This is a genomic window from Oceanobacillus sp. FSL W7-1304 (assembly GCF_037969805.1).
Taxonomy (GTDB): Bacteria; Bacillota; Bacilli; order Bacillales; family Amphibacillaceae; genus Oceanobacillus; species Oceanobacillus profundus.
On sequence record NZ_CP150211.1, the window covers coordinates 1,276,499 to 1,299,502 of the forward strand.

Here is a 23,004-nt window from a genome sequence, read left to right on the forward strand (position 1 = left end):
GTTTGAAAATAAAAAAATAGACATTCCTATTACAGAATGTCTATACTTCAACTGGAAAGTATGATCTTACTTGTGAAAATGTATCTGATTCAAAAATAATTTTCCCATACTCTTCCAATAAATGAATGGATAAATCGGAATCATTTGCAAACTCTAGTACTTGACTGATTATATTCTCCTGATTGTTATCATCAAGTATTTCGTGAGAAAATTCCATGTATAAATAGTATTTATCATGATAATGGTATAGTGTCTCTTCCCCAAATTGAGATAGGTTGTTGAAATAATGACTTAACTGAATGACATCTTCAAACTCATTAAATTCTACAATAATCCACAAATTATCCTCAATCATATCTTCTTCATCACCTTCTGAAGACGAAACATTCTTACCAAATTTATCTTCAAGCAGGTTTTCGATTTTTTCCTCAACTGGTACATCGTAATCATCTGCATCCTCTGTATCTAATTCAAGGTGCTCCCCATTTTTAGATACTTTTGCCTTAGTAACAACTATTTCAAGCCCTTTTTCCATTGCTTGCACCTGAATCCATAATGGTCCATCGGGATTGAAGTCTTCCTTGTAATTAACTTCATCCATCATTTGCCAAAAAAGTTGTTCACTACGTTCACGGTTATACCAAATTTCCTCACGTTCAAAACCGAGGTCTTCAATGTCAATATACGAGATATAAAACTTAATGGTATTCTCATTTATTCTCTCTATTTCCAATTTAATTCTCTCCCTTCAAATTGAAAAATTAATTGCTGTTTCATCCTTGCAGGAGTATCGCCTAGTCATTTCATATTAAGGAGAACAGTTAGGTGGAAGAGACATCTTCACCAATTATTTATTTCAACTATTATGCTACTCTATAGTTTGTAGTACCCTTTTCAAGGTGACTCTAACCATCGTTATTCTCTGTTTACTTCTATTGTATGATAGTGTACGACATCTTGGAAATTAATATGCCTATTTATCATACGAATTTCTTCATTCCATCCAAATTGAAATGGATAGTTAGTATGCTATTTTACAGCATTCCCCCTATTTTGTCACCCGTTTCGCGCTATGAGATAATCACATTTTTCAGCACAAATACATGATGCATCTTGGTCTAATATTACAACAAGATTATTAGAAAAAATTGGTATCTGTTAAGCCTTACATCACGGAAAGTTTCATTTTTTTAATTTCCGTCTGTCAAAAATCGCTTCCTAACTTCTGGACTAGGCAATTCACAACTCCTCTTTTTACCGAACCATTTATAACGATTTCGTGCAATAATTCCATAAAAAAAATCACGTATTGGTCTTGGGATAATTACAAAACCATAGACTATTTTCCATGGTCCCTTTAATTGCTTACATATTCGAAGAGCTGCCGCAGACTTAATGTAATACTTGTTATCCTCAATAAGCACCATACTATCTAAATCTTTAGGAGTATCAAGGCTTCTCAAGATATTTTTGCTAATATCACTTTGTAACGAAGCAAATTTAAAACGACCTTTAGGATCCCTAGTGATGATAAATTGTACACCTCGGTCACAAAAATTGCATTCACCATCAAATAATATTAATCTTTCCACGGCACTCACTCCTTATGTTGATGCTACCTCAACAAGATATTCTTATAGAGGTTGTTCAAAAATTCCTGTGAAAATACACATCGAGAAAAGAGGACCTTCGACTAAAAACTGACACGTCCTATGTCGAAAGCAGAAGTCAGCACATTCTGTGTAAGCCCGGTACGGGGGAGCTACTTCGCCTCGAACTTCGACGCACAGGAGCGTGCTGGTGTCCGCGCCTGCACAGGACGTTGCGAATTCAGCCGACTTCAGTCCTATTCATTCCCTTTTTGAATACATACTTATAAGTAGAAAAACGCAGCTCCATAACGGAGTCTGCGTTTTTTATTTTATTTATGAAAAAACAGTTAGTTAACCATCCTCTGAGCTTCGCGCAATTGAAACGTACGTACAGTTCTCGGTAAGAATCTGCGAATCTCATCTTCGTTATAACCTACTTGCAGGCGCTTTTCGTCCAGAATAATTGGTCTTCTCAATAATCCAGGATTTTTTTGAATTAGACTAAATAGATCCTTCATTGGAAGTTGTTCGATATTTACATCCAACTTTTGAAAAACCTTCGAACGCGTCGAAATTATCTCATCCGTTCCATCTTCAGTCATACGTAATATTTCTTTAATCTCATCAAGTGTTAACGGCTCAGAGAAAATATTACGTTCTGTAAACGGTATGTTGTGTTCTTCTAGCCATGCTTTTGCCTTTCTGCAAGAAGTACAACTTGGCGAGGTATAAAGTGTTACCATGAAACTTCACTCCTCATTTTTAAGTATGTTAGATCATTATCATAAACATTGGTAAACTTATTAAATTAAAATAAGTTTAAACTACCCATATGTATAAGTATACTACATTTGTCAACCAAAAGGTAGGGGATATTCTAGAATTAACAGGAAGTTTTACAATATTTTTAGATAATATCTTAACTCATTATGTAATGTACCCATTCTCAATTTCAATTAAACCTATTAAGTAAAAAGATTTCCCTTCAAATTGCAAACGTTCACTTCGAAATTTTCTAAAAATATATAAAAAAAAACACTTGCAATGATTAAAATTTACAATTATGATAATTAACATAACTAATAATGTTAGGAAACCTAACATATAATGAAAGGAAGAGGAACAATGAAAAAGATTGAGTCCATTATTAGACCAGAAACATTTCAAACCCTTCGATATAACCTTTCACAAATCGGAATCAATGGTCTTACAGTGACTGAAGTTGCTGGAACTGGCAAGCAACGAGGGCAAACTGGTGTCTACAGATCAACAGAATTCCAAATACAATTATTATCGAAACTCAAAGTTGAAATGGTCGTGGAAGAAAATCAATTAGAACAAATCATTGATATTATTCTTGAAAGCTGCAACACAGGGAATATCGGAGATGGTAAGATATTCGTTTCTTCAATCGAGGAAACAATTCGAATTCGCACAGGCGAACGAGGTGTAGAAGCAGTTATGTGACAATAACTAACTCGAATACACTGATACATTTCTTTCACCGCTGTTCCGTAAAACTGGATATACCAATTATCTATATTAGTTTTATTTCGGAATGCATCTGTCCTAACAGTTAAAGATTCGTATTTTCTCATTTTTAAAATAAGGTTATGATCTTGTAACCTTCTCCATGTAATCTTTAGATCACAAAAATAACTTCACACCATGATAACAACATTCATTCTTTAAAAAGGATGTGACAGCATCTACTCTTCTTCATATCCTTTTAGCTACTTTAAATTTTAGAGATAAATCTTTCTTTGTATATTCATTAAAATTCTGGGAGGAAATGATATGTTTAAGAAAAGTTTACTTTTATTTTTATTGATATCTTTTACTGCATCACCAGTTTATGCCGCATCACCTACAGTTGAATCACTAGAATTATCCGTTAATCTGGTGTGGCTTATGTTTGGAGCCGTTCTAGTATTTTTTATGCATGCCGGTTTTGCAATGGTTGAATCTGGTTTTACACGCTCTAAAAATACGTTGAACATCTTAATGAAAAATTTTCTGACAATCAGCATTGCTGCAATATTATTCTTCATTGTCGGATACGGAATTATGTTTGGCACTTCTGGTGGTTCATTCATCGGAATCGACGGCTTTATGCTCAGTGGTGTGGAAGACATTGGATTTTTTGTTTTCCAAGCAATGTTTGTGGCAACGTGCGCAACAATTATGTCAGGGGCAGTTGCTGAACGAATCAAGCTTGGCAGCTATGTATTTATTGTTGTAGCTATAACCGCATTTATTTACCCAGTGGTTGGTCACTGGATTTGGCAAGGAGATGGGTGGATATCCGCCTTAGGTTTTAGTGACTTTGCGGGATCAACGGTCGTTCACTTAACTGGTGCAGTTGCTGCATTTATGGTTGTGCTTATCCTGGGACCACGTATCGGAAAATATAAAGGGAATAAAGTAAACGTCATTCAAGGTCATAATATACCATTAGGCGCACTTGGTGTATTTATACTTTGGCTGGGCTGGTTCGGCTTCAATGGCGGCAGTACATTAGCTGCTGACCCAGCATTAGTCCCAATGGTTATCGGCACAACCTTATTGTCTACTTCTGCCTCTTTATGCGCTTCGGCTCTTTATACAAAGCTTCGGTTCAAAAAAGTAGATGCTTCGCTTTCTATGAATGGTGTTTTAGGTGGGCTCGTCGGAATTACAGCAGGCGCTGCAGAAATCACACTTGGTGGGGCTCTTATTGTTGGATTCATTTCAGGAATCTTGCTAGTGGAAGGTATCCGTTTCTTGGATACCAAACTTAGGGTAGATGATCCAGTTGGTGCGATTGCAGTACATGGAATCTGCGGTATTTGGGGAACTTTGGCAATCGGGCTGTTTTCCACCTCAACCGGTTTATTCTACGGGAATGGATTTTCACAGCTCGGTATTCAAGCTATAGGAGTTGTTGCCGTAATTAGCTGGGTTGCTTTATCAGTTGGTGGTTTTACCTATATGCTAAATAAATTTTCTCCGATTCGCGTTTCAAGAGATGAGGAAATTGCTGGCCTCGACTTTACAGAACATGGTTCAAATGCTTATCATTTTAAAGATAACCTATTAGATGAAAACACAGAAATTCCAACAAGAAGCTTCGGCTTAGCCGATCGATTGAATCAAAACATACCTTTTGAAACAGCATCTAAGCAAAGTTCGTGACCTATAGAAAAAAGAATGCGACGAAAGCCTAACATAGCTTTCATCGCATTCTTTACTTATCGTAATTGCAGTCAACACTTTCCCCACTCAATGAAATAAACCTAACAATTATGCTTTTTCGGGCTTTTTTATTCCTTCTAAAATATCCTCTGAATCGCGCTTCTCATTATAACTCAATACCTCATCAACAGGTTGATATGCTTTTCCATATATTTCTTTATCCTTATACGTATGGATGTCATTATACATTTTTTTCATTTGTTCAAAGATGATCGCTTCGGCATCGTCATCTGGCGACCAATATAATATTTCCAGCTGTGTTTCTTCATTTGTAGCTAATGACCTACGATTATATCCGATTGATTGCGCATGGGTAAATCCTTCCCTGTTATAAAAACGCAACCTTTTTTCGGAATCCGAATCATCATAATCAATCGGCTCAACTTCTAATATAATTGGTTTGTTTTTTGCCTTTAAATTCTCGATTAATTGGTGACCAATTCCTTGTCCTCTCGTCTGTGTCGAAACCCATAGGTAATCAATAAAAAGGAATGTCTCAAATTCAGCATACATCAGTACATGTTTCGGACTTTCATCCTTATAGTATACATCCCCTTTTTCATCTAACAGGATTTCCATATGCTTTTTTGATTTCATTTCTTCGATCGGAAAATACTCGTTAAGCTTTTCATACCAATTCATGGATCTACTCCTTTTTTCGTAGTCCCACTTAGTATAACGAAAAACGTTGCATTTGTTAAATAAGGTCTGAAAAGAAAACAAGAGACTGCCTTACAGACAGCCTCCTGTTATTATTTTCCAATCATATAATCAACATTTTCTGTATATACATTACCTGAATTCCATAGCAGGAACTCATCAATCCCGTTTTCATACAGCGCCTTAATTTGCGCTTCTATTTCTGCTTTACCATACTGCTTCGTAGGTCCACTGTAAAGCCACGGCGCTTCAAAATCTTGAAGCCAAGGTCTGGATACTGGCGGTGTCTCAAGCTCACCTAATACCGCATTTTCAACCTTCGCATATTCTGAAACAAGTTTATATGGCTCTTCATCAGGATTTTCAATCCCAAAATACGATGTCCAATGACTTGGATAAATCATGGAAGAAATGACATCAACGTTCTCCGAAATTTTCGAGAAGTTTTGACCAATACCAGGTGTTTCTTCAATCGTTGCTGCATAACCAAAAATATCAACAGACACATCTACATCATAATTCGATAACTCTTCTCTTGCATATGCAACAAAATCCGATACTGCCTCAACTCGTTTTTTAATATTGTTTAAGTCCATATCCTTATAGTCACCGAGCGTATATTCTAATTCTTCATCCTTCGTTTCAAAACCTTCCGGGAAGCGGACATAATCAAATTGAATTTCCTGGAATCCCATTTCCGCTGCCATTTTGGCGATTTCGACATTATATTCCCATACCTCTTTTTCAAAAGGGCTGACAAAAGCTTCCCCTTTATTGTTTACCCATACTTCTCCGTTTTGTGTAAATGATAAGTCAGGACGCTTCTTAGCAAGCAGTGAATCCTTAAATACAACTACCCTAGCAATCGGATAAATTTGCTTTTCCTCTAAAAGTTCCATTAACCCTTCAGGATCTGAAATATAATTGGTTGCAATGTCTTCATATGGAGATCCTTCTTCCGGCTTAAACGTTAAATGCCCATGATCTTCTTTAATGTCGATAACCATTGCATTCAGATCAGTTGTGTCTACCAGCTCTACAAGGTTTTCAAAATTGCTAGACCCGACGGAATTTCCAGTTACATAGATTCCTCTGACAGCATCAGGATATTCAAAGTGAAACCCTGAGTCATATGTAAAACGCTTCACATTTTGTAATATGTCCATTAATTCTATGTTTGTCTGCCTCTCTTGATGCAAGGACGCCTGCACCGCTTCCTCACCTGCTACGAACGTTGGAATTGAAATACTAAGTAAAAGAATTCCAATGAATGCCATAATCTTACTACGCCTTCTTTTCCTCATGTTGAATCAATCTCCTATTAAAGTTAATAAGTTAAGTATAAATGAAAAGTTCGTTCATTTAAATGGATATTCCTTATTTGTTTTAAATACTTTTCACCTCAATTAACTTAAAGTATAATTACCCGCCAGTACAAAAATAAAACCGTTTTTTGTTTGAATATTTTTTTCGAAGGTTTGCGATAAAAAGTCGTTCAGTTCTCTATTTCAAAATCAAATATTACAGTATAATTGACTTAGTTTAATATTTATAATAGAAAGGATGTTACAATGCCCTACAAATTGCGTTCGAAGCCGACTGCATTACGAATTCTCGAGTTTTTAAACAAACGAAAGAAATTAACAAACAAGGAAAAACAACACTATTTAAATTTACACAGGGGTTATGAAGGAGAAATTCTATTCGACAATTTCACAGAAAAACTACAGTGTGAATGCTTAATCTTAAACGATTTGTTACTAGAAGTAAATAATACCTCCTTCCAAATTGATTGCCTAATTATTACAGGAGATAAAACCTACCTTTATGAAGTGAAAAACTATGCAGGCGATTATTACTACCAAACTGACAAGTTATTCAAAAAACCCAGATTAGAAGTTATTAATCCCCTACACCAACTGAGCAGAAGTGAACCCTTACTACGACAGTTACTTCTTCCTACTGGGTTTATCCCGCAAATCGATGCCTCAGTAGTCTTTATAAACCCCAGCTTCACCTTGTACCAAGCACCTCTAGATAAACCCTTTATTTTCCCAACCCAAATAAAACAACACATGAGAAGTATAAATGAAATGCCTTCTAAATTAATGGAGAAACATCGAAAACTTGCAGATCGATTACTATCATTACATCTATCTGAGTCTCCTTATAATCAGTTGCCATCTTATGAATATGGTCAATTGCGAAAAGGAATTATTTGTTTTAAATGCCATTCGTTTTCTGTTTCAGTCAAACAAAGAGAATGCGTTTGCCAAGAATGCGGATATAAGGAATCTCTAACCAGTTCGGTATTAAGAATCGTTAAAGAATTTGAGATTCTATTCCCAAATGAAAAGATTACTACCAATAATATTCACGATTGGTGCCAAGTAGTGAATTCAAAAAAATCAATAAGAAGAATTCTATCAAGCAACTTAACTGCTGTAGGGTCACATCAATGGACATACTACAAATAAAATAAATCGTTAGGAGCATAAATCCAGCCTTTCATCTGTCTTGGTGAGGGGTTTTTTAATTCTTGCCTATAACTTTTTTATTTTATTGATAAGTTACCAAAGAATGGTTTTTGTGGCATTCGGGGCTTTCACCCGCTCTATGAGTGACCGAAACTTTGGCTTTTTGCGGCGTTCGGGCTTTCATCCGCTCTATGAGTGACCGATACTTTGGCTTTTTGCGGCGTTCGGGCTTTCATCCGCTCTATGAGTGACCGATACATTGGCTTTTTGCGACGTTCGGGCTTTCATCCGCTCTATGAGTGACCGATACTTTGGCTTTTTGCGACGTTCGGGCTTTCATGCATTCCATGAGTGACCGAAGCATTGGCTTTTTGCGGCGTTCGGGCTTTCATCCGCTCTATGAGTGACCGAAACTTTGGCTTTTTGCGGCGTTCGGGTTTTCATCCGCTCTATGAGTGACCGAAACTTTGGCTTTTTGCGGCGTTCGGGCTTTCACCCGCTCTATGAGTGACCGAAACTTTGGCTTTTTGCGGCGTTCGGGCTTTCATCCGCTCTATGAGTGACCGATACATTAAGTTTTTGCGGCGTTCGGGCTTTCATCCGCTCTATGAGTGACCGAACAATTGGCTTTTTGTAACGTTCGGTTACTCATCAAGAACTAAAAGCCCGCCTAATAAACTTTCCCCTTGCATTTCAATAAAAGGATATATATAATAGTTAAAAATTAATATATTTAGCGTTGATAAAGATATAGTACAATTTATCCTCTGAATTTGAGAGAGCTTGTGGTTGGTGGAAACAAGCATCAAGGTAAATTGGAATTGGACTTTAGAGCTGATAACAATTAAAGTGATCTTACAAAGTTAAGATAATTAGGGTGGCACCGCGGTTCATTCGTCCCTTTTCTATAGGGAGAATGGGCTTTTTTTAATGCTTTTTTAATGCTTTAAAATGATAAGATGGAGTGATAAGACATGGAAAAAATTTTTTCTGGAATTCAGCCAAGTGGTACATTAACTCTTGGAAATTATCTTGGAGCAATCCAGCAGTTTGTTGAATTACAAAATGATTACGAGTGTTTCTTCTGCATTGTAGACGAACACGCAATTACCGTACCTCAGGAGCGATTAAAATTAAGACAAAATATTCGTTCGCTTGCAGCTTTATATCTTGCATCAGGTATTGATCCTGAAAAAGCAACCTTGTTCATTCAATCCGAGGTTCCTGCCCATACACAGCTAGGATGGATGTTGCAGTCTATCAGCTATGTTGGTGAACTAGAGCGTATGACTCAGTATAAAGATAAATCAGAAGGGAAAGATGCAGTTTCTTCTGCACTACTAACGTATCCGTCACTAATGGCAGCAGATATTCTCCTTTATAATACGAACGTTGTACCTGTTGGAGATGATCAAAAGCAGCATCTAGAATTAACACGAAATTTAGCACAACGTTTCAATAATCGCTTTAATGAGATTTTTACAATTCCAGAAATTCGTATTCCGAAGGTCGGAGCGCGGATTATGTCCCTACAGGATCCTACGAAGAAAATGAGTAAATCCGATACAAATGAAAAAGGCTACATTTCCATGCTTGACGAACCAAAGAAAATCGAGAAGAAGATTAAGAGCGCTGTAACGGATTCGGAAGGTATTGTGAAATTCGATAAAGAAAACAAGCCTGGCGTTTCTAACTTACTTACGATCTATTCAAGTTGCACAGGTGAATCCATTGAAGCACTTGAAGCAAAATATGAAGGCAAAGGCTATGGGGATTTCAAACAAGGCGTTGCAGATGCCGTAATTAGTGTTTTGAAACCAATTCAGGATCGATATGCAGCATTAATTGATTCCAAAAAGCTTGATGAGATTTTAGATCAAGGTGCAGAGAAGGCATCATTTACAGCAAATAAAACGGTTGCCAAAGCAAAGAAAGCTATGGGACTTGGAAGGGTTAAAAAATAATCATTTAAAATGCGCTAGGCAGATTTTTCTGCTTAGCGCATTGCTTTTAGCTCGTTCGATGGCATATACTGAAATCTATTTTTGATTGGATGTATCATGTTCTGGCCCAATCTCAGCTTCCCACATTTTCTCTAAAAAAGGCTGTCCGCGAATCAATTTCATGCAAAGTTCTTCATGGGTTGGGCTCCAGCCCTCTTTCACACCATTATACAACGTTTCCCAAACCGTATCCTCATCCATATAGCGAATCGCAGGATATTGCTTGGGATCCCATTCAGTTAGCCAGTACCGCAATTCTTCGCGGTTATTTGTTGTCTTCAACTGATCCAAGCCAATCATGAGCAATTGTTTGAGTTGTCTTTCTTTTCTTGTCAGTCCAAAGATCAGCTCAGGCGACATGGAAAGCATATGGTATTCTTTTTGGTAATCACTTTCAACGAATTTAAAAGATTGTGCTTTCGTATTGGCAATCATATCAAATACTAGCTGTTCTTGTCGCGGTATTAACCTACTTTTACGAATAGGTATCGAATAGCCAATCGTATCAAAAGCAAGTATATCATTACCGTCTGTAACGATACATGCATACTCCACAACCGATCTTTTTTGTCCCTTGCGTGTATATGCTCTTTTGTAGATCGAATCAAGCAAAGCTTTCGGTAGATCATGCATATCATTTTCAATGTAGTTATATAGTGTTTCTGTTATGTATAACAACGGCACTTGGTCCAACAGCTCAATTGCGTCCTCCTTACGCCACTCATGGAAATGGCAGACACTGTAGCCATTCTCTTCTCCTTCAAACCAATTCACCCATACATCGTGCAAATATAACATAGAACAACCCTCACTTTTCATATTCCGATTTAGAATACATTATGACCATCACGGTGAAAAATATTCGAGAAGTTCCATTAAAATTAATTTGGATAACGATAAAGCACAAATGCCATGATAGCAAGTCCAATTAATAGAAAATAGCATTCAATCCTGCTACTAATAAAAATAAAGTAATCCGACCATGATAAACCAGCTGGAAGAAAATTCATATATGCAATAATGGTAACGCCACCAGTAACAGCTAGTCCAAATCCAATGAGAAAGATAAAAATATATCCCATGATATCCCACCTAAGCTTGTCCGTTTTTATTAGTACATTTTATGCTAGCTAACTCAAAACATGTCATTTCATCTAACGTTATTAACGAGCAAAAAAATTTAACTCCTGCCAAGTTAGGTATCTATTTGAACCCAGAATTTACTTACTGGCGCAGCATTTGTGAACATCAGCATTTATTCTTGAATCACAGCCAATTCTTTTGAACATCAGGATCCCCCCTTAAATCTGCACTCAGTTAGATGAACTTTTTAAAACATCAAAAAAGCCGGTTAGCAATGTTCCATGCTACCAGCTTCTTAGCTTTTCATAGTTAATTATTTATACTTTTTAAATACAAGCGCAACATTATGTCCACCAAATCCAAGTGAATTACTTACAACAACATCTACATTCTGTTGTCTCGCTTCATTCGGGACATAATCCAAATCACAATCTGGGTCTGGAGTCTCATAATTAATTGTCGCAGGGACGATACTATCTTGAATTGATTTAATCGAAATAACAGCCTCTACCCCACCTGCTGCACCAAGTAAATGTCCTGTCATGGATTTCGTCGAGGAAATAGCAAGCTTATTTGCATAATCACCAAAAACGGACTTAATTGCAGCTGTTTCGTATTTATCATTTAAATTCGTGCTTGTCCCGTGGGCATTAATGTAATCTACTTCTTCCGGAGCAATGCCAGCATCCTTAAGCGCAAGCTGCATCGCACGAGCTGCACCTTCACCATTTTCTGCTGGAGCTGTAATATGGTAAGCATCACCTGTAGCACCATATCCGACGATTTCTCCATAGATTTTTGCACCACGCTCAATTGCCGAATCCAATGATTCTAAAATTAAAATCCCGGCACCTTCACCCATAACAAAACCATCTCGGTTTTTATCAAATGGGCGGCTAGCTGTACTTGGATCTTCATTTGTAGATAAAGCTTTCGCTGAAGAGAAACCAGCAAAGGCCATATCAGAGATTGGTGCCTCTGTACCGCCGGCAATAATATAGTCAACATCTCCACGCTGAACCGCTTTGAATGCATCACCAATTGAATTGGCACCTGACGCACAAGCTGTAACAGAACAAGAGTTGATACCTTTTGCACCTAATTGAATGGATACTTGACCAGCAGCCATATCCGGAATCATCATTGGGACAAAAAATGGACTAACCCTTTTCGGACCTTTTTCTAATAGTTTTGTATGCTGATCCTCCCAGGTTTTCATACCACCGATTCCTGAGCCAATCCATACGCCTACTCGATGTGCATTGCTATCATCTATCGTAAGCTTTGCATCTTCTACAGCCATTTTCGCTGCAGCAACTGCATACTGTGTGAATGGATCCATTTTACGTACATCTTTTTTATCCATATATTCCGTAGGCTCAAAGTCCTTTACTTCTGCGGCAACCTTAGCAGGATAATGGTCTTTATTAACCTTCGTTACAAAATCAATCCCTGATTTACCCGCTAAGATGTTTTCCCACATCGTTTCCACATTATTACCTAGAGGTGTTACTGCCCCTAATCCAGTAACTACTACTCTGTTTTCTTTCATTATCTTTTCCACCTTTCACTAAATTAACGGCTTATTTGCCCCAACGCATTGCAACCGCGCCCCAAGTTAGCCCGCCACCAAAGCCAACTAATACAATTAAATCATTATCTTTTATTTTACCTTCTTTTACTGATTCCGATAAAGCCATAGGTATCGATGCTGCGGAATTATTTCCGTACTTTCTAATTGTCGCTGCCATTTTATCAGATGAAATTCCTAAACGTTCACGAGCAGCATCCATAATTCGAATATTCGCCTGATGCGGCACCAAATAATCAACATCCTCTTTACTATAACCCAATTGTTTAATTACGTTAACTGTAGACTCTGGCATTTGTCTTACTGCAAATTTAAATACTTCACGACCGTTCATAACGAGTTGATCATTTTCGTTCTGATATAAATCTTTACCACCAGATCCATTAGCTCCTAATTCAAAAGATAGGATCCCTTTTCCTTCTGTTACTTCACCAACAACCGCTGCCCCAGCTCCATCTCCAAGCAATACACAGGTAGAGCGGTCTTCCCAATTGATGATTTTAGATAGCTTATCTGCACCAATGACAAGTACATTTTTATAAGCTTTTGTTTCGATAAATTGTTTAGCTGTAATTAATCCATACATAAAACCAGCACATGCAGCACCAATATCCATCGCAGCTGCATTCATCGCACCTAGACGTTCCTGCACCATACATGCCACAGATGGAAATGGCGTATCTGCAGTTACAGTTGCAACTAAAATTAAGTCAATATCAGCTGCATCGATTGCAGCTTCTTCAAGTGCACCAAGTGCTGCATGGTATGCCATATCCGATGTATCGATATCGTCCTCGGCTAACCTTCTTTCCTCAATCCCAGTTCGTGTTCGGATCCATTCATCATTTGTATCAACTATTTTTTCCAAATCTTTATTTGTAACTACTCTAGTTGGAAGATAATGACCTGTGCCCAATATACCTACGTTCATATTGACAGCTCCCTTATATATTCATGTTTAATTGGTTGTACTTTAATATCAATTATTATGACTTGGTACTAATTTTAATGTAAAATACACTATTTAGCAAGAAAAAATGGATATTTCGCCGTTTAATTAGTGTTCATTCGGAAGTAGTCCTGTCTCTTTATATTCTTTAATGAGGTCATGTAATTCTTCCTGAAAAGCTTCTGGAATTGCTTCATTGAATTCACCTAAAGTAATAAACTCGTCGTTAAAATCTAATGTAATCAACTCTCCTGCAAGCTTACCTTCATTAAATTGCTCGGCTGTTTTTTCATAGAGCTCGTCAACATGTTGGATTGTACTTGTTAGAACTGTGTTAGGAGCTATGGAAAGCTGGTCTGTAATATAACCAATCGCATAGTTTTGATCTTCAGCGGCTTTTCGGATAACCTCTTCACTATAAGAATCTCCAATCGGATACACAATATCCACACCATTTTGCTGCATTGTCTTATAAATGCCTGTAGCTATATCGGTATTCGTCCAGCTGTTTGTATAATTTACGCGGATATGAGCATCTGGATTTTGGTATTTTACCCCCTCATAGAACCCCTCTGCTTCTGATTGCCAAGAAAAAGCAGCAATGACACCTATTTCATTTGTAGTCGTCATCTCACCTGCTACCATTCCAGCAAAAAAACCCATCGCATGTGAATTAAAATTTAAGCTCGTAACATTTTCACTGCTCTCACCACCGTTAACGTATACAAAATGGACATCCGGATATAGCTCTGCGATATCTATAAAATAGTCACCATACATGTTACTGTGACCAAAAATCAGGTTCACTCCATCTTGTACAAATTCATCAATGGCTTCGTTAATTTCCTCTTCGGTCGTTATATTTTCTTTATAATACACTTGGACATCGAAGCGCTCTTCGATTAGCGAAAGTCCTTTATAGCCCTTCTCACTCCATGCATTCTCATCGATGGCAGTATCAACCAGCAAACCAACATTTTGAATTTGACCTGTATTAAAGTATGAGCAGCCTGAAAGAATTGATGCACTTGCTACGAATAATAGAATGATTTTGATATTCCTCAAGGTCCGGCCTCCATTCTGCCACATTTTCAAAGCTTCTTCCATTGTACCTGCTACATTTTTTTCGGTAAATGAATCCAATGTTACATTTTGATATCAAATCTTGAAATTCCTTTTGGAACGATAATGCTCGATTACAGATTTCACCTTCTCTCGCTTAGGTATATTGTCACGGATGAAGACGTTTTTTTCAAGTTTCGAGTCTCCCTTTTTTCCATCATTTTTATTATTCACATATAGGATCGGTGGTAAATCGGAAACTTGTAGCCACTGAAGGAGCGCCTTGGTAAAATCGCCTATATAAAGTGCACTTTTCTCAAATGTTTCGGATTCAAAAGGTATGAATGTGTCTTCATTATATATCCCTTCTTCCTTCATTGGCATCCACTCTCCAAAAAGAATCGGAGTGTGAATGACAGTACATTTTGTATGTGTGTCGGGTTGAAATGAGTTCTTAGCTGGATTAATTACAATTAATTGATCGAATTCATGACGCATATCACTTTCTATATCTCCTAAAAAGATGCCAACAGCATACTTTTTTTGAACGTCTTCTGTAACGATAGAAAACGAACTATTTCGTACAAAAAACATACTTAAATCTTCTTCGGTACTTGTAGTTAAAAAAGCATCCACTTTGTAATCATTTTCTAAGAGCATTTCAACAATATGATAGGTTCTCCAATCATTGCAATCCATTACCAAGATAGACATTCGTAAACACTTCCCTTATCAAGGATATTTTGCGTTACATTTAAGAGGATGTTCAAAAAGTCCGGTGAAAATGACACATCGAGAACAAAGACCTTCGACTAAAAACCGACACGTCCTATGTCGAACGTCAAAGTCACCACATCCTGTGGTAGCTCGTTGGCTTGCTTTTCATCCTCCTATTTGAAGAGGCACTTTAAATATTTTATTTTCATGACAAGCCTTTTCATTTTTGTTTGTATTTGATAAACTATATGAGGATATAAAGATGAATATCGTTCGAATAATAAATTGATCTAAACTTTTTTACAATAGGTTGTTTCAAGTGCTTCTTTTTGTTATAACCTTTTATAGAATAAGAAGTGGGGTGGGAGTTATGCGTTACATAATGACGATTGTTTGGGCTGTTTTGATCAGTGCTGCTGTATCCTATGTGTTAACTAGTATGGGTGGAGAACCTTTCGTCCTATCAGAAGCATTAATTCTTTCAGCTGTTTTTGTAGTAGCTGCTTTCATTTTAGGTGATGGCGTACTAAAAGAGAAAAGTAATTAAATGCGGAAATAACCCTTGCCTTTAGCAATGACGGCAAGGGTTTTCATTTTTAATACCAAGGTAGGATACTTATGGCTGCGAGTGCTGCCAGTGGCAAAATTAACCGTTGAAATCTACGCGGTGGTCGCCCAAATCCATAACCAAACCCTGGATACCCGTATCCAGGAAAACCAAAGCCAAATCCTCTACTATCTTCATGTTCTTGGTAGCCTTGTTGATTTGGGTCTACTGGCATAGCAAAATATACGTATTCATCATCCAAACCAGTTATAATTGCATCAAAACTTGAGCCATCCGTTGTTTGTGCAAGCACATACGAATGCATATGGCTTTTACATAAATCATACATATGTTTAGTATCACTTTTCATTTTCGTAACCTCCTTCTCACCATCAGCCTATTCATAGGCGCAGTATCTGGTGACTTGTTTGCAGGTGAAAATGAATGGCTATAATAAGGAGAGAAAACAATGGAATTTGTATCAGAATTATGGACAATCATCCAGTATTTTATTTTAGGACTCGTACAAGGTGTTACAGAACCAATCCCAATTTCATCGAGTGGACATCTTATTATTTTCCGAGAACTATTTGGTATCGAAGCGAGTGGGTTATCCTTCGAGATATTTGTGAACTTCGCTTCACTTTTAGCGGTTTTCATCATTTATTGGAACGATATTATTCGTTTAATTAAAAACGGCATTATTTACTTAATAAAGCAGGATCCAGAGGCAAAAAGCGACTTTCAATTTATCATTTATCTTATTGTCGCAACAATCCCAGTTGGTATTATTGGCTTGTTGTTTGGCGATGCAATTGGGGAAGCATTAAGCGGAACAAATGTAGTTGGGGTTACACTCTTAATTACAGCAGCTGCTGTATGGATGATTCGTAATCTAAGGGGAAGAAAAAACGACCGCGACCTAACATTGAAGGATGCATTAATTGTCGGACTTACGCAAGCAGTTGCAGTGACACCAGGGATTAGTCGTTCGGGATCAACGATTGTTGCATCGATGCTCGTTGGAATGAGACAAGAAACCGCACTTCGCTTTTCATTCCTGCTGTATATCCCGGTCAGCTTAGGAACAACCATAATTGAAGTTCCTAAATTAGTGAGCAGTCCGGAATTTCAATCCATGCTCATTCCAAATATTATTGCCTTTATCACGGCATTTATTGCAACCTACTTTGCATTAAAATGGTTTATGAACATCATGGCTAAAGGAAATTTAAAATATTTCTCTTATTACTGTGTTGTCGTAGGGTTATTGGTTATATTTTTCTTATAGAAAAGCCCTGGTTTAGTAATGCGAGGAGACTCGCTTCGTAAATAAGGCTCAACGTAATCCACACAACTTTCAATTAGTATAGTTTCACGAAGCAATTAAAAAAGCAGCTCCATTACATTTCGGGCTGCTTTTTCTTATTATTTAAGATCAATCCGGAATTCCCAGGGCAATTTTAGCATAACGTGACATTTTATCTTTACCCCATGGTGGATCCCATACAACATTTACTTTTATTTCTTTCGCTTCTGGAATATCTGCAAGTGCATGCTTAATATCTGTTTCAATATGCGCAGCCAGTGGACATCCCATTGACGTTAAGGTCATTGTAACGTTACAAACCCCATCTTCATCTAAATCAACATCATATATTAATCCTAAATTAACAATGTCAATGCCTAACTCAGGGTCGATTACATTTTCTAATGCGCCAAGTAAATTCTCTTTTAACGCTTCATCCATCTCTTCTACCTCCCATCCTTCATCTATTTCTATTTAAACATAAATTCAGGTTTTATTAAATGATTTTAACCTATTCCTCCTGCCACTATCATCATTATAAATGTTTATCAAACCATTTTACTGTTTCCAATATAGCTGACCGACTTACTTTATGATTTTGGTTTGGTTCTTTAATGAATTTAATGTTCTCTTTATTTCGATAGACCGTTTGAACTTCATCATAAAATGTATAGGAATGATCAAACGGAACAACTGAATCACTTTCTCCATGCCAAAATAATAACGGCCGGTCATTTAATTTCTCTGGTTGCTTTGATAAATCATAATTCTCTAATTGCTCATAGAGACTCTCAATCATTTCCTCTGTTACCGGCAGGTCCCCTACTTTTTTAAAGCTCTCAACCAATGTCTTTGCATAAGTCGTAATTTTCGGAGAGCCCATTAAAATTGCTGCCACTTTAATCCATGAATACTGTGACAATGCGGCAGATGTCGTAATTCCTCCCATACTTGTTCCGGCCACTCCAAAACGGTCTTCCAAAATCAACCCTTTAGATTCGAAAAATGATTTAATAGTGGCTAATTCTTTTACATTTTGCATAACGATGTTCCAAAAAGAAACCTGTTTTTTTAATTTTGGTATATCTGGCTCTCTTTCACCATGATACATGCTGTCAGGTAAAACTACTCTAAAGCCCTTTTCAGCTAACAAATATGCTAACGGTAGATTATGTTCTTTTGCACTTGTAAATCCGTGAAAGTAGGTAATAACTGGTAATGCTTCGTTTTTCTTTTCTGCGTCTACTACGACTAAGCATGGTATCGTTTGGATAGTTTCTGTATAGATTCCGATCATGTATGTTATTCCGCTCCTTCTCTTTATACTACGTTCTATTTTAAGGGTAAACTTGAGCTTGTTGCAAATAATGTAAAGGAAAAATTACTTTACATATTTCGCTTTCCTCTATACACTATCACATACGAGGTGAATTTTATGGAAAATAAAAAACATTTAATTGCGTTGGATCTTGATGGTACACTTCTAACGAATAAACAAGAGATTAGTGCTCGAACGAAGCAAACGATTCAAACTGCCATGGAGGAAGGGCATCTCGTTGTGATTTCTACTGGTAGACCACACCGTGCAAGCATTCATTATTATAATGAACTTGGCTTAAACTCTCCCATGGTTAATTTTAATGGTGCATTAATCCACCACCCACAAGATCGCACATGGGATTTCGCTATGCATACTCCAATGCCACTCAAAACTGCTCATACCATAATTGATGCCTGCTATGATTTAGAGGTTCATAACATATTGGCTGAAGTGATGGATGATGTTTATCTTGATAATTACAGCCAGGAGATCATTGACATTTTCCACCAAACTCAAAAAGATCGACCTTATATTATTGGAAACATCAAAGATAAATTAGAAGAGGATCCAACTTCTGTTCTAATTTACCCGAAAAAAGATCATATTGAGTCATTGCGTAACCATCTGGATGATTATCATGCCGAGATTATTGAGCACCGTAGATGGGGTGCACCTTGGAATATCATTGAAATCATTAAAAAAGGGATAAACAAAGCCGTTGGGTTACAAAAAATTGCTGATTATTACGGTATTCCAAAAGAACGTATCATTGCCTTTGGTGATGAGGATAATGATCTAGAGATGATTGATTACGCAGGTGTCGGCGTTGCAATGGGCAATGCAATTGATGAATTGAAGTCCGTTTCAAAATATCAGACCTTAACAAATGAACAAGATGGAATTGGTGTTTTTCTAGAAGAGTATTTAAAGATTAAAGTTAAAACAGTTTAATTGAACTTTTTGAACACTACTTCATACGCCAGTACTTACCAGCTATATAAAATGGACGATCGTCCATACTACTTAGTGAACGTATGATGCGTTCACTTTTGATTTGCTTTACTTTTAGCATCTGTTCCGAGTAATTCGTTATTATCCAAGGAGGTTTTCGTCTTGGGCAAACGAAGTAAATCGAAGCGTTTCATTCATCAGGGTGCCGCTTCTGTCAAAAAACATGCAGAGGTTTTCACCTATCGTTCCACTTTATCGGACGAAGAACGAAAGCATGAAGAAGTAGACAACCACAATCTAGGAGGGTTTTAGGTGCAAAACAACCTATTCCAGCAAGCTAAAGACGCAGTTTCAAACATGATGATGCAAGGCAATGCTAACTCCCAAGATAAGCAAGCTGCGCAAAACGCAGTGCAAGCAGCCTACACCGAGGCTACACCTGAGGAACGCAATCAATTACAACAACTTGAACAGCAGTTGAAACAGCACAATCAATTACAGTAATGAATTCTTAAGCAATCTCTAATTCATTAAGCAAAATAATGAAGCTGGTTTGCTAAATGAAAAATCTCCCTGGCGTTCAGGGAGATTTTTTATTTAAGCGCTCTATTCTGCACTATTCATTTAAACTGTTTGAATTCGACCATCACACATGGGTCTTTCTTTTTTTTTATACACATTTCTGCTACTATAGAAGTAAGTATGTTTAGGAGGGATTTTGTTATGGGAGTTCGCATAGAAGCTACACCTAACCCTAATGCGATGAAATTTACTACGGACAAGTTAATTTTTGAAGGCACAAATAGCGTTTCCGTTATGCCAGGCAATACAAGCGAATACGATATTTTAAATGATTTGATGGAACTTGAAGAAGTAGATAATGTATTTGGCTACCAAAACTTCATCACTGTTAATAAACAGTTTGATGTGGAGTGGGATACTTTAAATCCAAAAGTACTAGAGATTTTTGAAAAACACGGATATTAAGTACATAAAGCAAGAGGTTAACCATTTCTTCTGGTTAACCTCTTGCTTTAATAGTACACATTTCACGATACCGATTTTATTCCTTTTTTATATCAACTGGAATATAGTTCGGGTTTACAATTTCATCGTCCATATTTTTTCCATATAACATCATAATTGGTGGATTGTTACTTTCAATCACAGCCTCAGATAGCTTTTCTTTAATTTCAAATTCCACCCAATCACATGATTTCTGTGCGATAGAAATTCGTTTTTCTTCAGAAATTTGCTCGTCCCCTTGTTCGATAACATAGAAAAATTCCCCTTCTGTCGCAGCAACTTCACCGGTTAACACAAATTCATTTGCATCTGATACAACATCAATATTTTGAAATACGATTGAATTATTATTTTCTGCTGCTTGATTTTCATTTCCACATGCCGCCAGCAAAAAAACTATAATTATAAGCATGAAATATCTCATTTGTCATTCTCCTATCAATCACGTCTGAAAGAACCAAACACACCTGCAGTTTCCACAACATTTGTAAACGCAGTTGGATCTACCTCATTAATTATTTTTTCTAAGTCATATAACTCATAACGTGTAATTACAAGATACATTACACTTTTGTCTGCTTTCGTGTAAGCTCCCTTTGCAGGCAAAATTGTTATACCCCGAATCATTTTTCGATGAATTGCTTCCTGTAATTCATCTGCTTTAAGTGTAACAATCCATGCTGTAACTTTCTCATGTCGTGTATGAATCGCATCAATTACCCGTGTCGATACATATAACGTAACCATTGTGTACAACGCATTCTCAGGTTCGTATAAAATTCCAGCAAACAAAATAATGACGGCATTCATCACTAAAAAGTAATTACCAATCGGCTTATCCTTCAAGCGCGATAAAATCATCGCTACAATATCCATCCCTCCAGTAGAAGCACCGATTTTTAGTGTGATACCTACTCCAACGCCACCAATAACCCCACCAAATGCTGCGTTCAATATAATATCACCAGAAAGCTCGATTACAGGAATAACCTCTAAGAAAAGCGTGGAGAAGAATACAGAGATAATGCTGTAAATCGTAAAACCTTTACCAACTTTATACCAGCCTAAAAGTAAAACCGGAATATTTAGTACAAAAAGCAAGATCCCTGTACTGATACCAATTCCGATAAAATCATTAAACACACTTGATAGCAGCTGGGCTGCCCCGGTAAACCCACTTGCATATACATTTGCTCCAATTAAGAAAAAGTTTAACGAAATTGCATTTAATAACGCACCGAATATCACAACAATTATGCGTTTTGCTTCCATCATAAACATAGTAGCACTTCAACCTCCTCTTTAATATACTTCATACACCTTTAGTAGTAATTTCAACCATCTTCAATATTGTAGATAATTCTAACTATTACTGGATTATACTTTGACTAAAGCACTAGATAGCTATAAACTAGACATAGAAAGAATTTAGAATGTAGGTGAAAAAATGACGATACAAATTCTCGCTGACTCAGCAAGTGATTTATCATTGAAACATTATAACGAATTTAACATCGAAATGGTATCATTAACCGTTCATTTAGAAGAAAAAGAATACGAAGACGGAAAAACTATTGAACCTAAAAGTGTCTATAACGCAATGAGAGATGGGAAATCTCCGAAAACTTCTCAGGTCTCACCACAAACATTTAAATCTGTTTTCACGACTTATGCCAAAGCAAATAAGCCTCTGGTTTACATTGCTTTCTCTTCTGCTCTATCAGGTACTTATCAAACTGCTAAAATGATGGAACAGGAAGTAAAGGAAGAATACCCGGATGCGCCCATTCACATTATCGATACTAAATGCGCCTCAATTGGATATGGGCTCGTTGTCCTGCACGCTGCAAAACTTGCACAAAATGGTGCCAGCTTAGAAGAAATCATGGAAGCCGCTACCTATCAAGCTGAACATATGGAGCATATTTTTACGGTAGATGATTTAGAATACCTATATCGCGGTGGGCGTGTCAGTAAAACTGCAGCATTTGTCGGTACATTACTTAAAATCAAACCTTTACTCCATGTTGAAGACGGGAAATTAATCCCGCTTGAAAAAATTAGAGGCTCAAAAAAAGTACTTGGCAGAATGCTTGAACTCATGGAAAAACGTGGAACTGATTTTCAAAATCAAACGATCGGTATTAGTCATGGTGATGCCCTTGAAACTGCTGAAAAGCTAGCTTCCATGATCAGTGAAAAATTTGGTGTAGAAAAAGATAACATTCTGATTGAGATGGTCGGTTCTGCAATCGGTTCGCATTCAGGACCCGGAACTATCGCGTTATTCTTCTCAAACAAACCAACCAAATGATAATCTTAAAGTCTGTTCCAGTAAAATGGGAAAGGCTTTTTTTATTACCTTAAATTGATACGTTTAAAATATAGAATGGGAACTAACTCCCAAACACATCAACTTAAAGAACAACAAGATTACCCTGAATAGGTCTAAATAAGGCGGATTATTACCATTGGTAATACA

General features: G+C 37.0%; 27 protein-coding genes and 1 other annotated feature. Of the genes, 11 read left to right on the forward strand and 16 right to left on the reverse strand.

Annotated elements, in window-relative coordinates; translation table 11 throughout:
• Positions 1–40: 40 nt before the first annotated feature.
• The 3 genes from mecA to spxA form a co-directional block, all read right to left on the reverse strand.
• Positions 41–733 carry an adaptor protein MecA gene (mecA, locus tag NYE61_RS06390; RefSeq protein ID WP_095309492.1) on the reverse strand — a complete coding sequence of 231 codons (693 nt, stop codon included), beginning with the start codon at positions 731–733 and terminating at the stop codon, positions 41–43.
• A 457-nt stretch (positions 734–1,190) separates the two neighbouring features.
• Entirely contained in the window at positions 1,191–1,592 is a 402-nt protein-coding gene (locus tag NYE61_RS06395; RefSeq protein WP_095309494.1) for a thiol-disulfide oxidoreductase DCC family protein, read from the reverse strand.
• A 347-nt stretch (positions 1,593–1,939) separates the two neighbouring features.
• Positions 1,940–2,335: a transcriptional regulator SpxA gene (gene spxA, locus NYE61_RS06400; protein WP_095309496.1), complete on the reverse strand. Its 396-nt coding sequence runs from the start codon at positions 2,333–2,335 to the stop codon at positions 1,940–1,942.
• Between the two features lie 382 nt (positions 2,336–2,717).
• On the opposite strand from spxA, the gene NYE61_RS06405 reads away from it, so the two are divergent.
• A complete protein-coding gene (locus NYE61_RS06405; RefSeq protein ID WP_095309498.1) occupies positions 2,718–3,059 on the forward strand; it encodes a P-II family nitrogen regulator in 342 nt (113 codons plus the stop codon).
• A gap of 330 nt (positions 3,060–3,389) precedes the next feature.
• Positions 3,390–4,766: an ammonium transporter gene (locus NYE61_RS06410; protein WP_303447995.1), complete on the forward strand. Its 1,377-nt coding sequence runs from the start codon at positions 3,390–3,392 to the stop codon at positions 4,764–4,766.
• Positions 4,767–4,874: 108 nt separating this feature from the next.
• Here NYE61_RS06410 and NYE61_RS06415 read toward each other — a convergent pair whose 3' ends face one another.
• Both NYE61_RS06415 and NYE61_RS06420 read right to left on the reverse strand, forming a co-directional pair.
• Positions 4,875–5,468 carry a GNAT family N-acetyltransferase gene (locus NYE61_RS06415; protein WP_095309502.1) on the reverse strand — a complete coding sequence of 198 codons (594 nt, stop codon included), beginning with the start codon at positions 5,466–5,468 and terminating at the stop codon, positions 4,875–4,877.
• Positions 5,469–5,578: 110 nt separating this feature from the next.
• Positions 5,579–6,790: a putative glycoside hydrolase gene (locus NYE61_RS06420; protein ID WP_118888745.1), complete on the reverse strand. Its 1,212-nt coding sequence runs from the start codon at positions 6,788–6,790 to the stop codon at positions 5,579–5,581.
• Positions 6,791–7,057: 267 nt separating this feature from the next.
• Here NYE61_RS06420 and NYE61_RS06425 point away from each other — a divergent pair, with 267 nt between their 5' ends.
• Positions 7,058–7,963, forward strand: a complete 906-nt coding sequence (locus NYE61_RS06425; RefSeq protein WP_303447996.1) for a nuclease-related domain-containing protein — start codon at positions 7,058–7,060, stop codon at positions 7,961–7,963.
• Between the two features lie 730 nt (positions 7,964–8,693).
• Positions 8,694–8,868, forward strand: a binding site (T-box leader).
• A gap of 69 nt (positions 8,869–8,937) precedes the next feature.
• Positions 8,938–9,927: a tryptophan--tRNA ligase gene (trpS, locus tag NYE61_RS06430; protein WP_095309531.1), complete on the forward strand. Its 990-nt coding sequence runs from the start codon at positions 8,938–8,940 to the stop codon at positions 9,925–9,927.
• 75 nt (positions 9,928–10,002) lie between these two features.
• Here the strand turns inward: trpS and NYE61_RS06435 are convergent, their stop codons facing one another.
• The 6 genes from NYE61_RS06435 to NYE61_RS06460 form a co-directional block, all read right to left on the reverse strand.
• Positions 10,003–10,764, reverse strand: a complete 762-nt coding sequence (locus tag NYE61_RS06435) for a YjbA family protein (protein WP_095309534.1) — start codon at positions 10,762–10,764, stop codon at positions 10,003–10,005.
• Positions 10,765–10,847: 83 nt separating this feature from the next.
• On the reverse strand, positions 10,848–11,048 hold the full coding sequence (locus NYE61_RS06440; protein WP_095309537.1) for a hypothetical protein: 201 nt from the start codon (positions 11,046–11,048) through the stop codon (positions 10,848–10,850).
• Positions 11,049–11,362: 314 nt separating this feature from the next.
• Positions 11,363–12,601 (reverse strand): beta-ketoacyl-ACP synthase II, encoded by a 1,239-nt coding sequence (gene fabF / locus NYE61_RS06445; protein WP_303447997.1) that lies wholly within the window; start codon positions 12,599–12,601, stop codon positions 11,363–11,365.
• A 31-nt stretch (positions 12,602–12,632) separates the two neighbouring features.
• Positions 12,633–13,571: a beta-ketoacyl-ACP synthase III gene (locus NYE61_RS06450; RefSeq protein WP_095309541.1), complete on the reverse strand. Its 939-nt coding sequence runs from the start codon at positions 13,569–13,571 to the stop codon at positions 12,633–12,635.
• Positions 13,572–13,697: 126 nt separating this feature from the next.
• Positions 13,698–14,654: a BMP family ABC transporter substrate-binding protein gene (locus tag NYE61_RS06455; protein ID WP_303447998.1), complete on the reverse strand. Its 957-nt coding sequence runs from the start codon at positions 14,652–14,654 to the stop codon at positions 13,698–13,700.
• Between the two features lie 93 nt (positions 14,655–14,747).
• Entirely contained in the window at positions 14,748–15,365 is a 618-nt protein-coding gene (locus tag NYE61_RS06460; protein WP_303447999.1) for a hypothetical protein, read from the reverse strand.
• Between the two features lie 373 nt (positions 15,366–15,738).
• Between NYE61_RS06460 and NYE61_RS06465 the strand changes: the two genes are divergently transcribed.
• The gene (locus NYE61_RS06465) at positions 15,739–15,915 is read left to right on the forward strand and encodes a DUF2929 family protein (protein ID WP_095309545.1); all 177 of its coding nucleotides are present in this window, start codon (positions 15,739–15,741) and stop codon (positions 15,913–15,915) included.
• A gap of 49 nt (positions 15,916–15,964) precedes the next feature.
• Here the strand turns inward: NYE61_RS06465 and NYE61_RS06470 are convergent, their stop codons facing one another.
• A complete protein-coding gene (locus NYE61_RS06470) occupies positions 15,965–16,285 on the reverse strand; it encodes a hypothetical protein (RefSeq protein WP_095309547.1) in 321 nt (106 codons plus the stop codon).
• A 99-nt stretch (positions 16,286–16,384) separates the two neighbouring features.
• Between NYE61_RS06470 and NYE61_RS06475 the strand changes: the two genes are divergently transcribed.
• Positions 16,385–17,206 carry an undecaprenyl-diphosphate phosphatase gene (locus NYE61_RS06475; RefSeq protein ID WP_118888742.1) on the forward strand — a complete coding sequence of 274 codons (822 nt, stop codon included), beginning with the start codon at positions 16,385–16,387 and terminating at the stop codon, positions 17,204–17,206.
• Between the two features lie 147 nt (positions 17,207–17,353).
• Here the strand turns inward: NYE61_RS06475 and NYE61_RS06480 are convergent, their stop codons facing one another.
• Both NYE61_RS06480 and yjfP read right to left on the reverse strand, forming a co-directional pair.
• Positions 17,354–17,665 carry a metal-sulfur cluster assembly factor gene (locus NYE61_RS06480; RefSeq protein WP_095309551.1) on the reverse strand — a complete coding sequence of 104 codons (312 nt, stop codon included), beginning with the start codon at positions 17,663–17,665 and terminating at the stop codon, positions 17,354–17,356.
• A 94-nt stretch (positions 17,666–17,759) separates the two neighbouring features.
• A complete protein-coding gene (gene yjfP, locus NYE61_RS06485) occupies positions 17,760–18,521 on the reverse strand; it encodes an esterase (protein ID WP_303448000.1) in 762 nt (253 codons plus the stop codon).
• 138 nt (positions 18,522–18,659) lie between these two features.
• Between yjfP and NYE61_RS06490 the strand changes: the two genes are divergently transcribed.
• The 4 genes from NYE61_RS06490 (at position 18,660) to NYE61_RS06505 (ending at position 20,483) form a co-directional block, all read left to right on the forward strand.
• Positions 18,660–19,496 carry a Cof-type HAD-IIB family hydrolase gene (locus NYE61_RS06490; protein ID WP_095309555.1) on the forward strand — a complete coding sequence of 279 codons (837 nt, stop codon included), beginning with the start codon at positions 18,660–18,662 and terminating at the stop codon, positions 19,494–19,496.
• A gap of 162 nt (positions 19,497–19,658) precedes the next feature.
• A complete protein-coding gene (locus tag NYE61_RS06495; protein WP_251660500.1) occupies positions 19,659–19,808 on the forward strand; it encodes a hypothetical protein in 150 nt (49 codons plus the stop codon).
• On the forward strand, positions 19,809–20,000 hold the full coding sequence (locus NYE61_RS06500; RefSeq protein ID WP_095309557.1) for a DUF3813 family protein: 192 nt from the start codon (positions 19,809–19,811) through the stop codon (positions 19,998–20,000).
• Positions 20,001–20,219: 219 nt separating this feature from the next.
• The gene (locus tag NYE61_RS06505; protein WP_095309559.1) at positions 20,220–20,483 is read left to right on the forward strand and encodes a NifU N-terminal domain-containing protein; all 264 of its coding nucleotides are present in this window, start codon (positions 20,220–20,222) and stop codon (positions 20,481–20,483) included.
• Positions 20,484–20,559: 76 nt separating this feature from the next.
• Here the strand turns inward: NYE61_RS06505 and NYE61_RS06510 are convergent, their stop codons facing one another.
• Positions 20,560–20,946, reverse strand: coding sequence for a hypothetical protein (locus NYE61_RS06510; RefSeq protein ID WP_339317140.1), 387 nt, complete (start codon positions 20,944–20,946; stop codon positions 20,560–20,562).
• A gap of 14 nt (positions 20,947–20,960) precedes the next feature.
• A complete protein-coding gene (locus tag NYE61_RS06515) occupies positions 20,961–21,803 on the reverse strand; it encodes a YitT family protein (RefSeq protein WP_095309563.1) in 843 nt (280 codons plus the stop codon).
• 166 nt (positions 21,804–21,969) lie between these two features.
• Between NYE61_RS06515 and NYE61_RS06520 the strand changes: the two genes are divergently transcribed.
• The gene (locus NYE61_RS06520; protein WP_118888740.1) at positions 21,970–22,836 is read left to right on the forward strand and encodes a DegV family protein; all 867 of its coding nucleotides are present in this window, start codon (positions 21,970–21,972) and stop codon (positions 22,834–22,836) included.
• Positions 22,837–23,004: the final 168 nt, after the last annotated feature.

Coding starts and splice junctions, on each gene's coding strand:
- NYE61_RS06520 (WP_118888740.1), top strand. CDS start 21,970: ATGACGATACAAATTCTCGCTGACTCAGCAAGTGATTTATCATTGAAA.
- NYE61_RS06480 (WP_095309551.1), bottom strand. CDS start 17,665: ATGGATGAAGCGTTAAAAGAGAATTTACTTGGCGCATTAGAAAATGTA.
- NYE61_RS06510 (WP_339317140.1), bottom strand. CDS start 20,946: ATGAGATATTTCATGCTTATAATTATAGTTTTTTTGCTGGCGGCATGT.
- NYE61_RS06450 (WP_095309541.1), bottom strand. CDS start 13,571: ATGAACGTAGGTATATTGGGCACAGGTCATTATCTTCCAACTAGAGTA.
- NYE61_RS06460 (WP_303447999.1), bottom strand. CDS start 15,365: ATGTCTATCTTGGTAATGGATTGCAATGATTGGAGAACCTATCATATT.
- NYE61_RS06515 (WP_095309563.1), bottom strand. CDS start 21,803: ATGTTTATGATGGAAGCAAAACGCATAATTGTTGTGATATTCGGTGCG.
- NYE61_RS06435 (WP_095309534.1), bottom strand. CDS start 10,764: ATGTTATATTTGCACGATGTATGGGTGAATTGGTTTGAAGGAGAAGAG.
- NYE61_RS06470 (WP_095309547.1), bottom strand. CDS start 16,285: ATGAAAAGTGATACTAAACATATGTATGATTTATGTAAAAGCCATATG.
- NYE61_RS06425 (WP_303447996.1), top strand. CDS start 7,058: ATGCCCTACAAATTGCGTTCGAAGCCGACTGCATTACGAATTCTCGAG.
- NYE61_RS06505 (WP_095309559.1), top strand. CDS start 20,220: ATGGGAGTTCGCATAGAAGCTACACCTAACCCTAATGCGATGAAATTT.
- spxA (WP_095309496.1), bottom strand. CDS start 2,335: ATGGTAACACTTTATACCTCGCCAAGTTGTACTTCTTGCAGAAAGGCA.
- NYE61_RS06490 (WP_095309555.1), top strand. CDS start 18,660: ATGGAAAATAAAAAACATTTAATTGCGTTGGATCTTGATGGTACACTT.
- NYE61_RS06405 (WP_095309498.1), top strand. CDS start 2,718: ATGAAAAAGATTGAGTCCATTATTAGACCAGAAACATTTCAAACCCTT.
- NYE61_RS06415 (WP_095309502.1), bottom strand. CDS start 5,468: ATGAATTGGTATGAAAAGCTTAACGAGTATTTTCCGATCGAAGAAATG.
- NYE61_RS06465 (WP_095309545.1), top strand. CDS start 15,739: ATGCGTTACATAATGACGATTGTTTGGGCTGTTTTGATCAGTGCTGCT.
- NYE61_RS06475 (WP_118888742.1), top strand. CDS start 16,385: ATGGAATTTGTATCAGAATTATGGACAATCATCCAGTATTTTATTTTA.
- NYE61_RS06420 (WP_118888745.1), bottom strand. CDS start 6,790: ATGAGGAAAAGAAGGCGTAGTAAGATTATGGCATTCATTGGAATTCTT.
- yjfP (WP_303448000.1), bottom strand. CDS start 18,521: ATGATCGGAATCTATACAGAAACTATCCAAACGATACCATGCTTAGTC.
- NYE61_RS06410 (WP_303447995.1), top strand. CDS start 3,390: ATGTTTAAGAAAAGTTTACTTTTATTTTTATTGATATCTTTTACTGCA.
- trpS (WP_095309531.1), top strand. CDS start 8,938: ATGGAAAAAATTTTTTCTGGAATTCAGCCAAGTGGTACATTAACTCTT.
- NYE61_RS06440 (WP_095309537.1), bottom strand. CDS start 11,048: ATGGGATATATTTTTATCTTTCTCATTGGATTTGGACTAGCTGTTACT.
- fabF (WP_303447997.1), bottom strand. CDS start 12,601: ATGAAAGAAAACAGAGTAGTAGTTACTGGATTAGGGGCAGTAACACCT.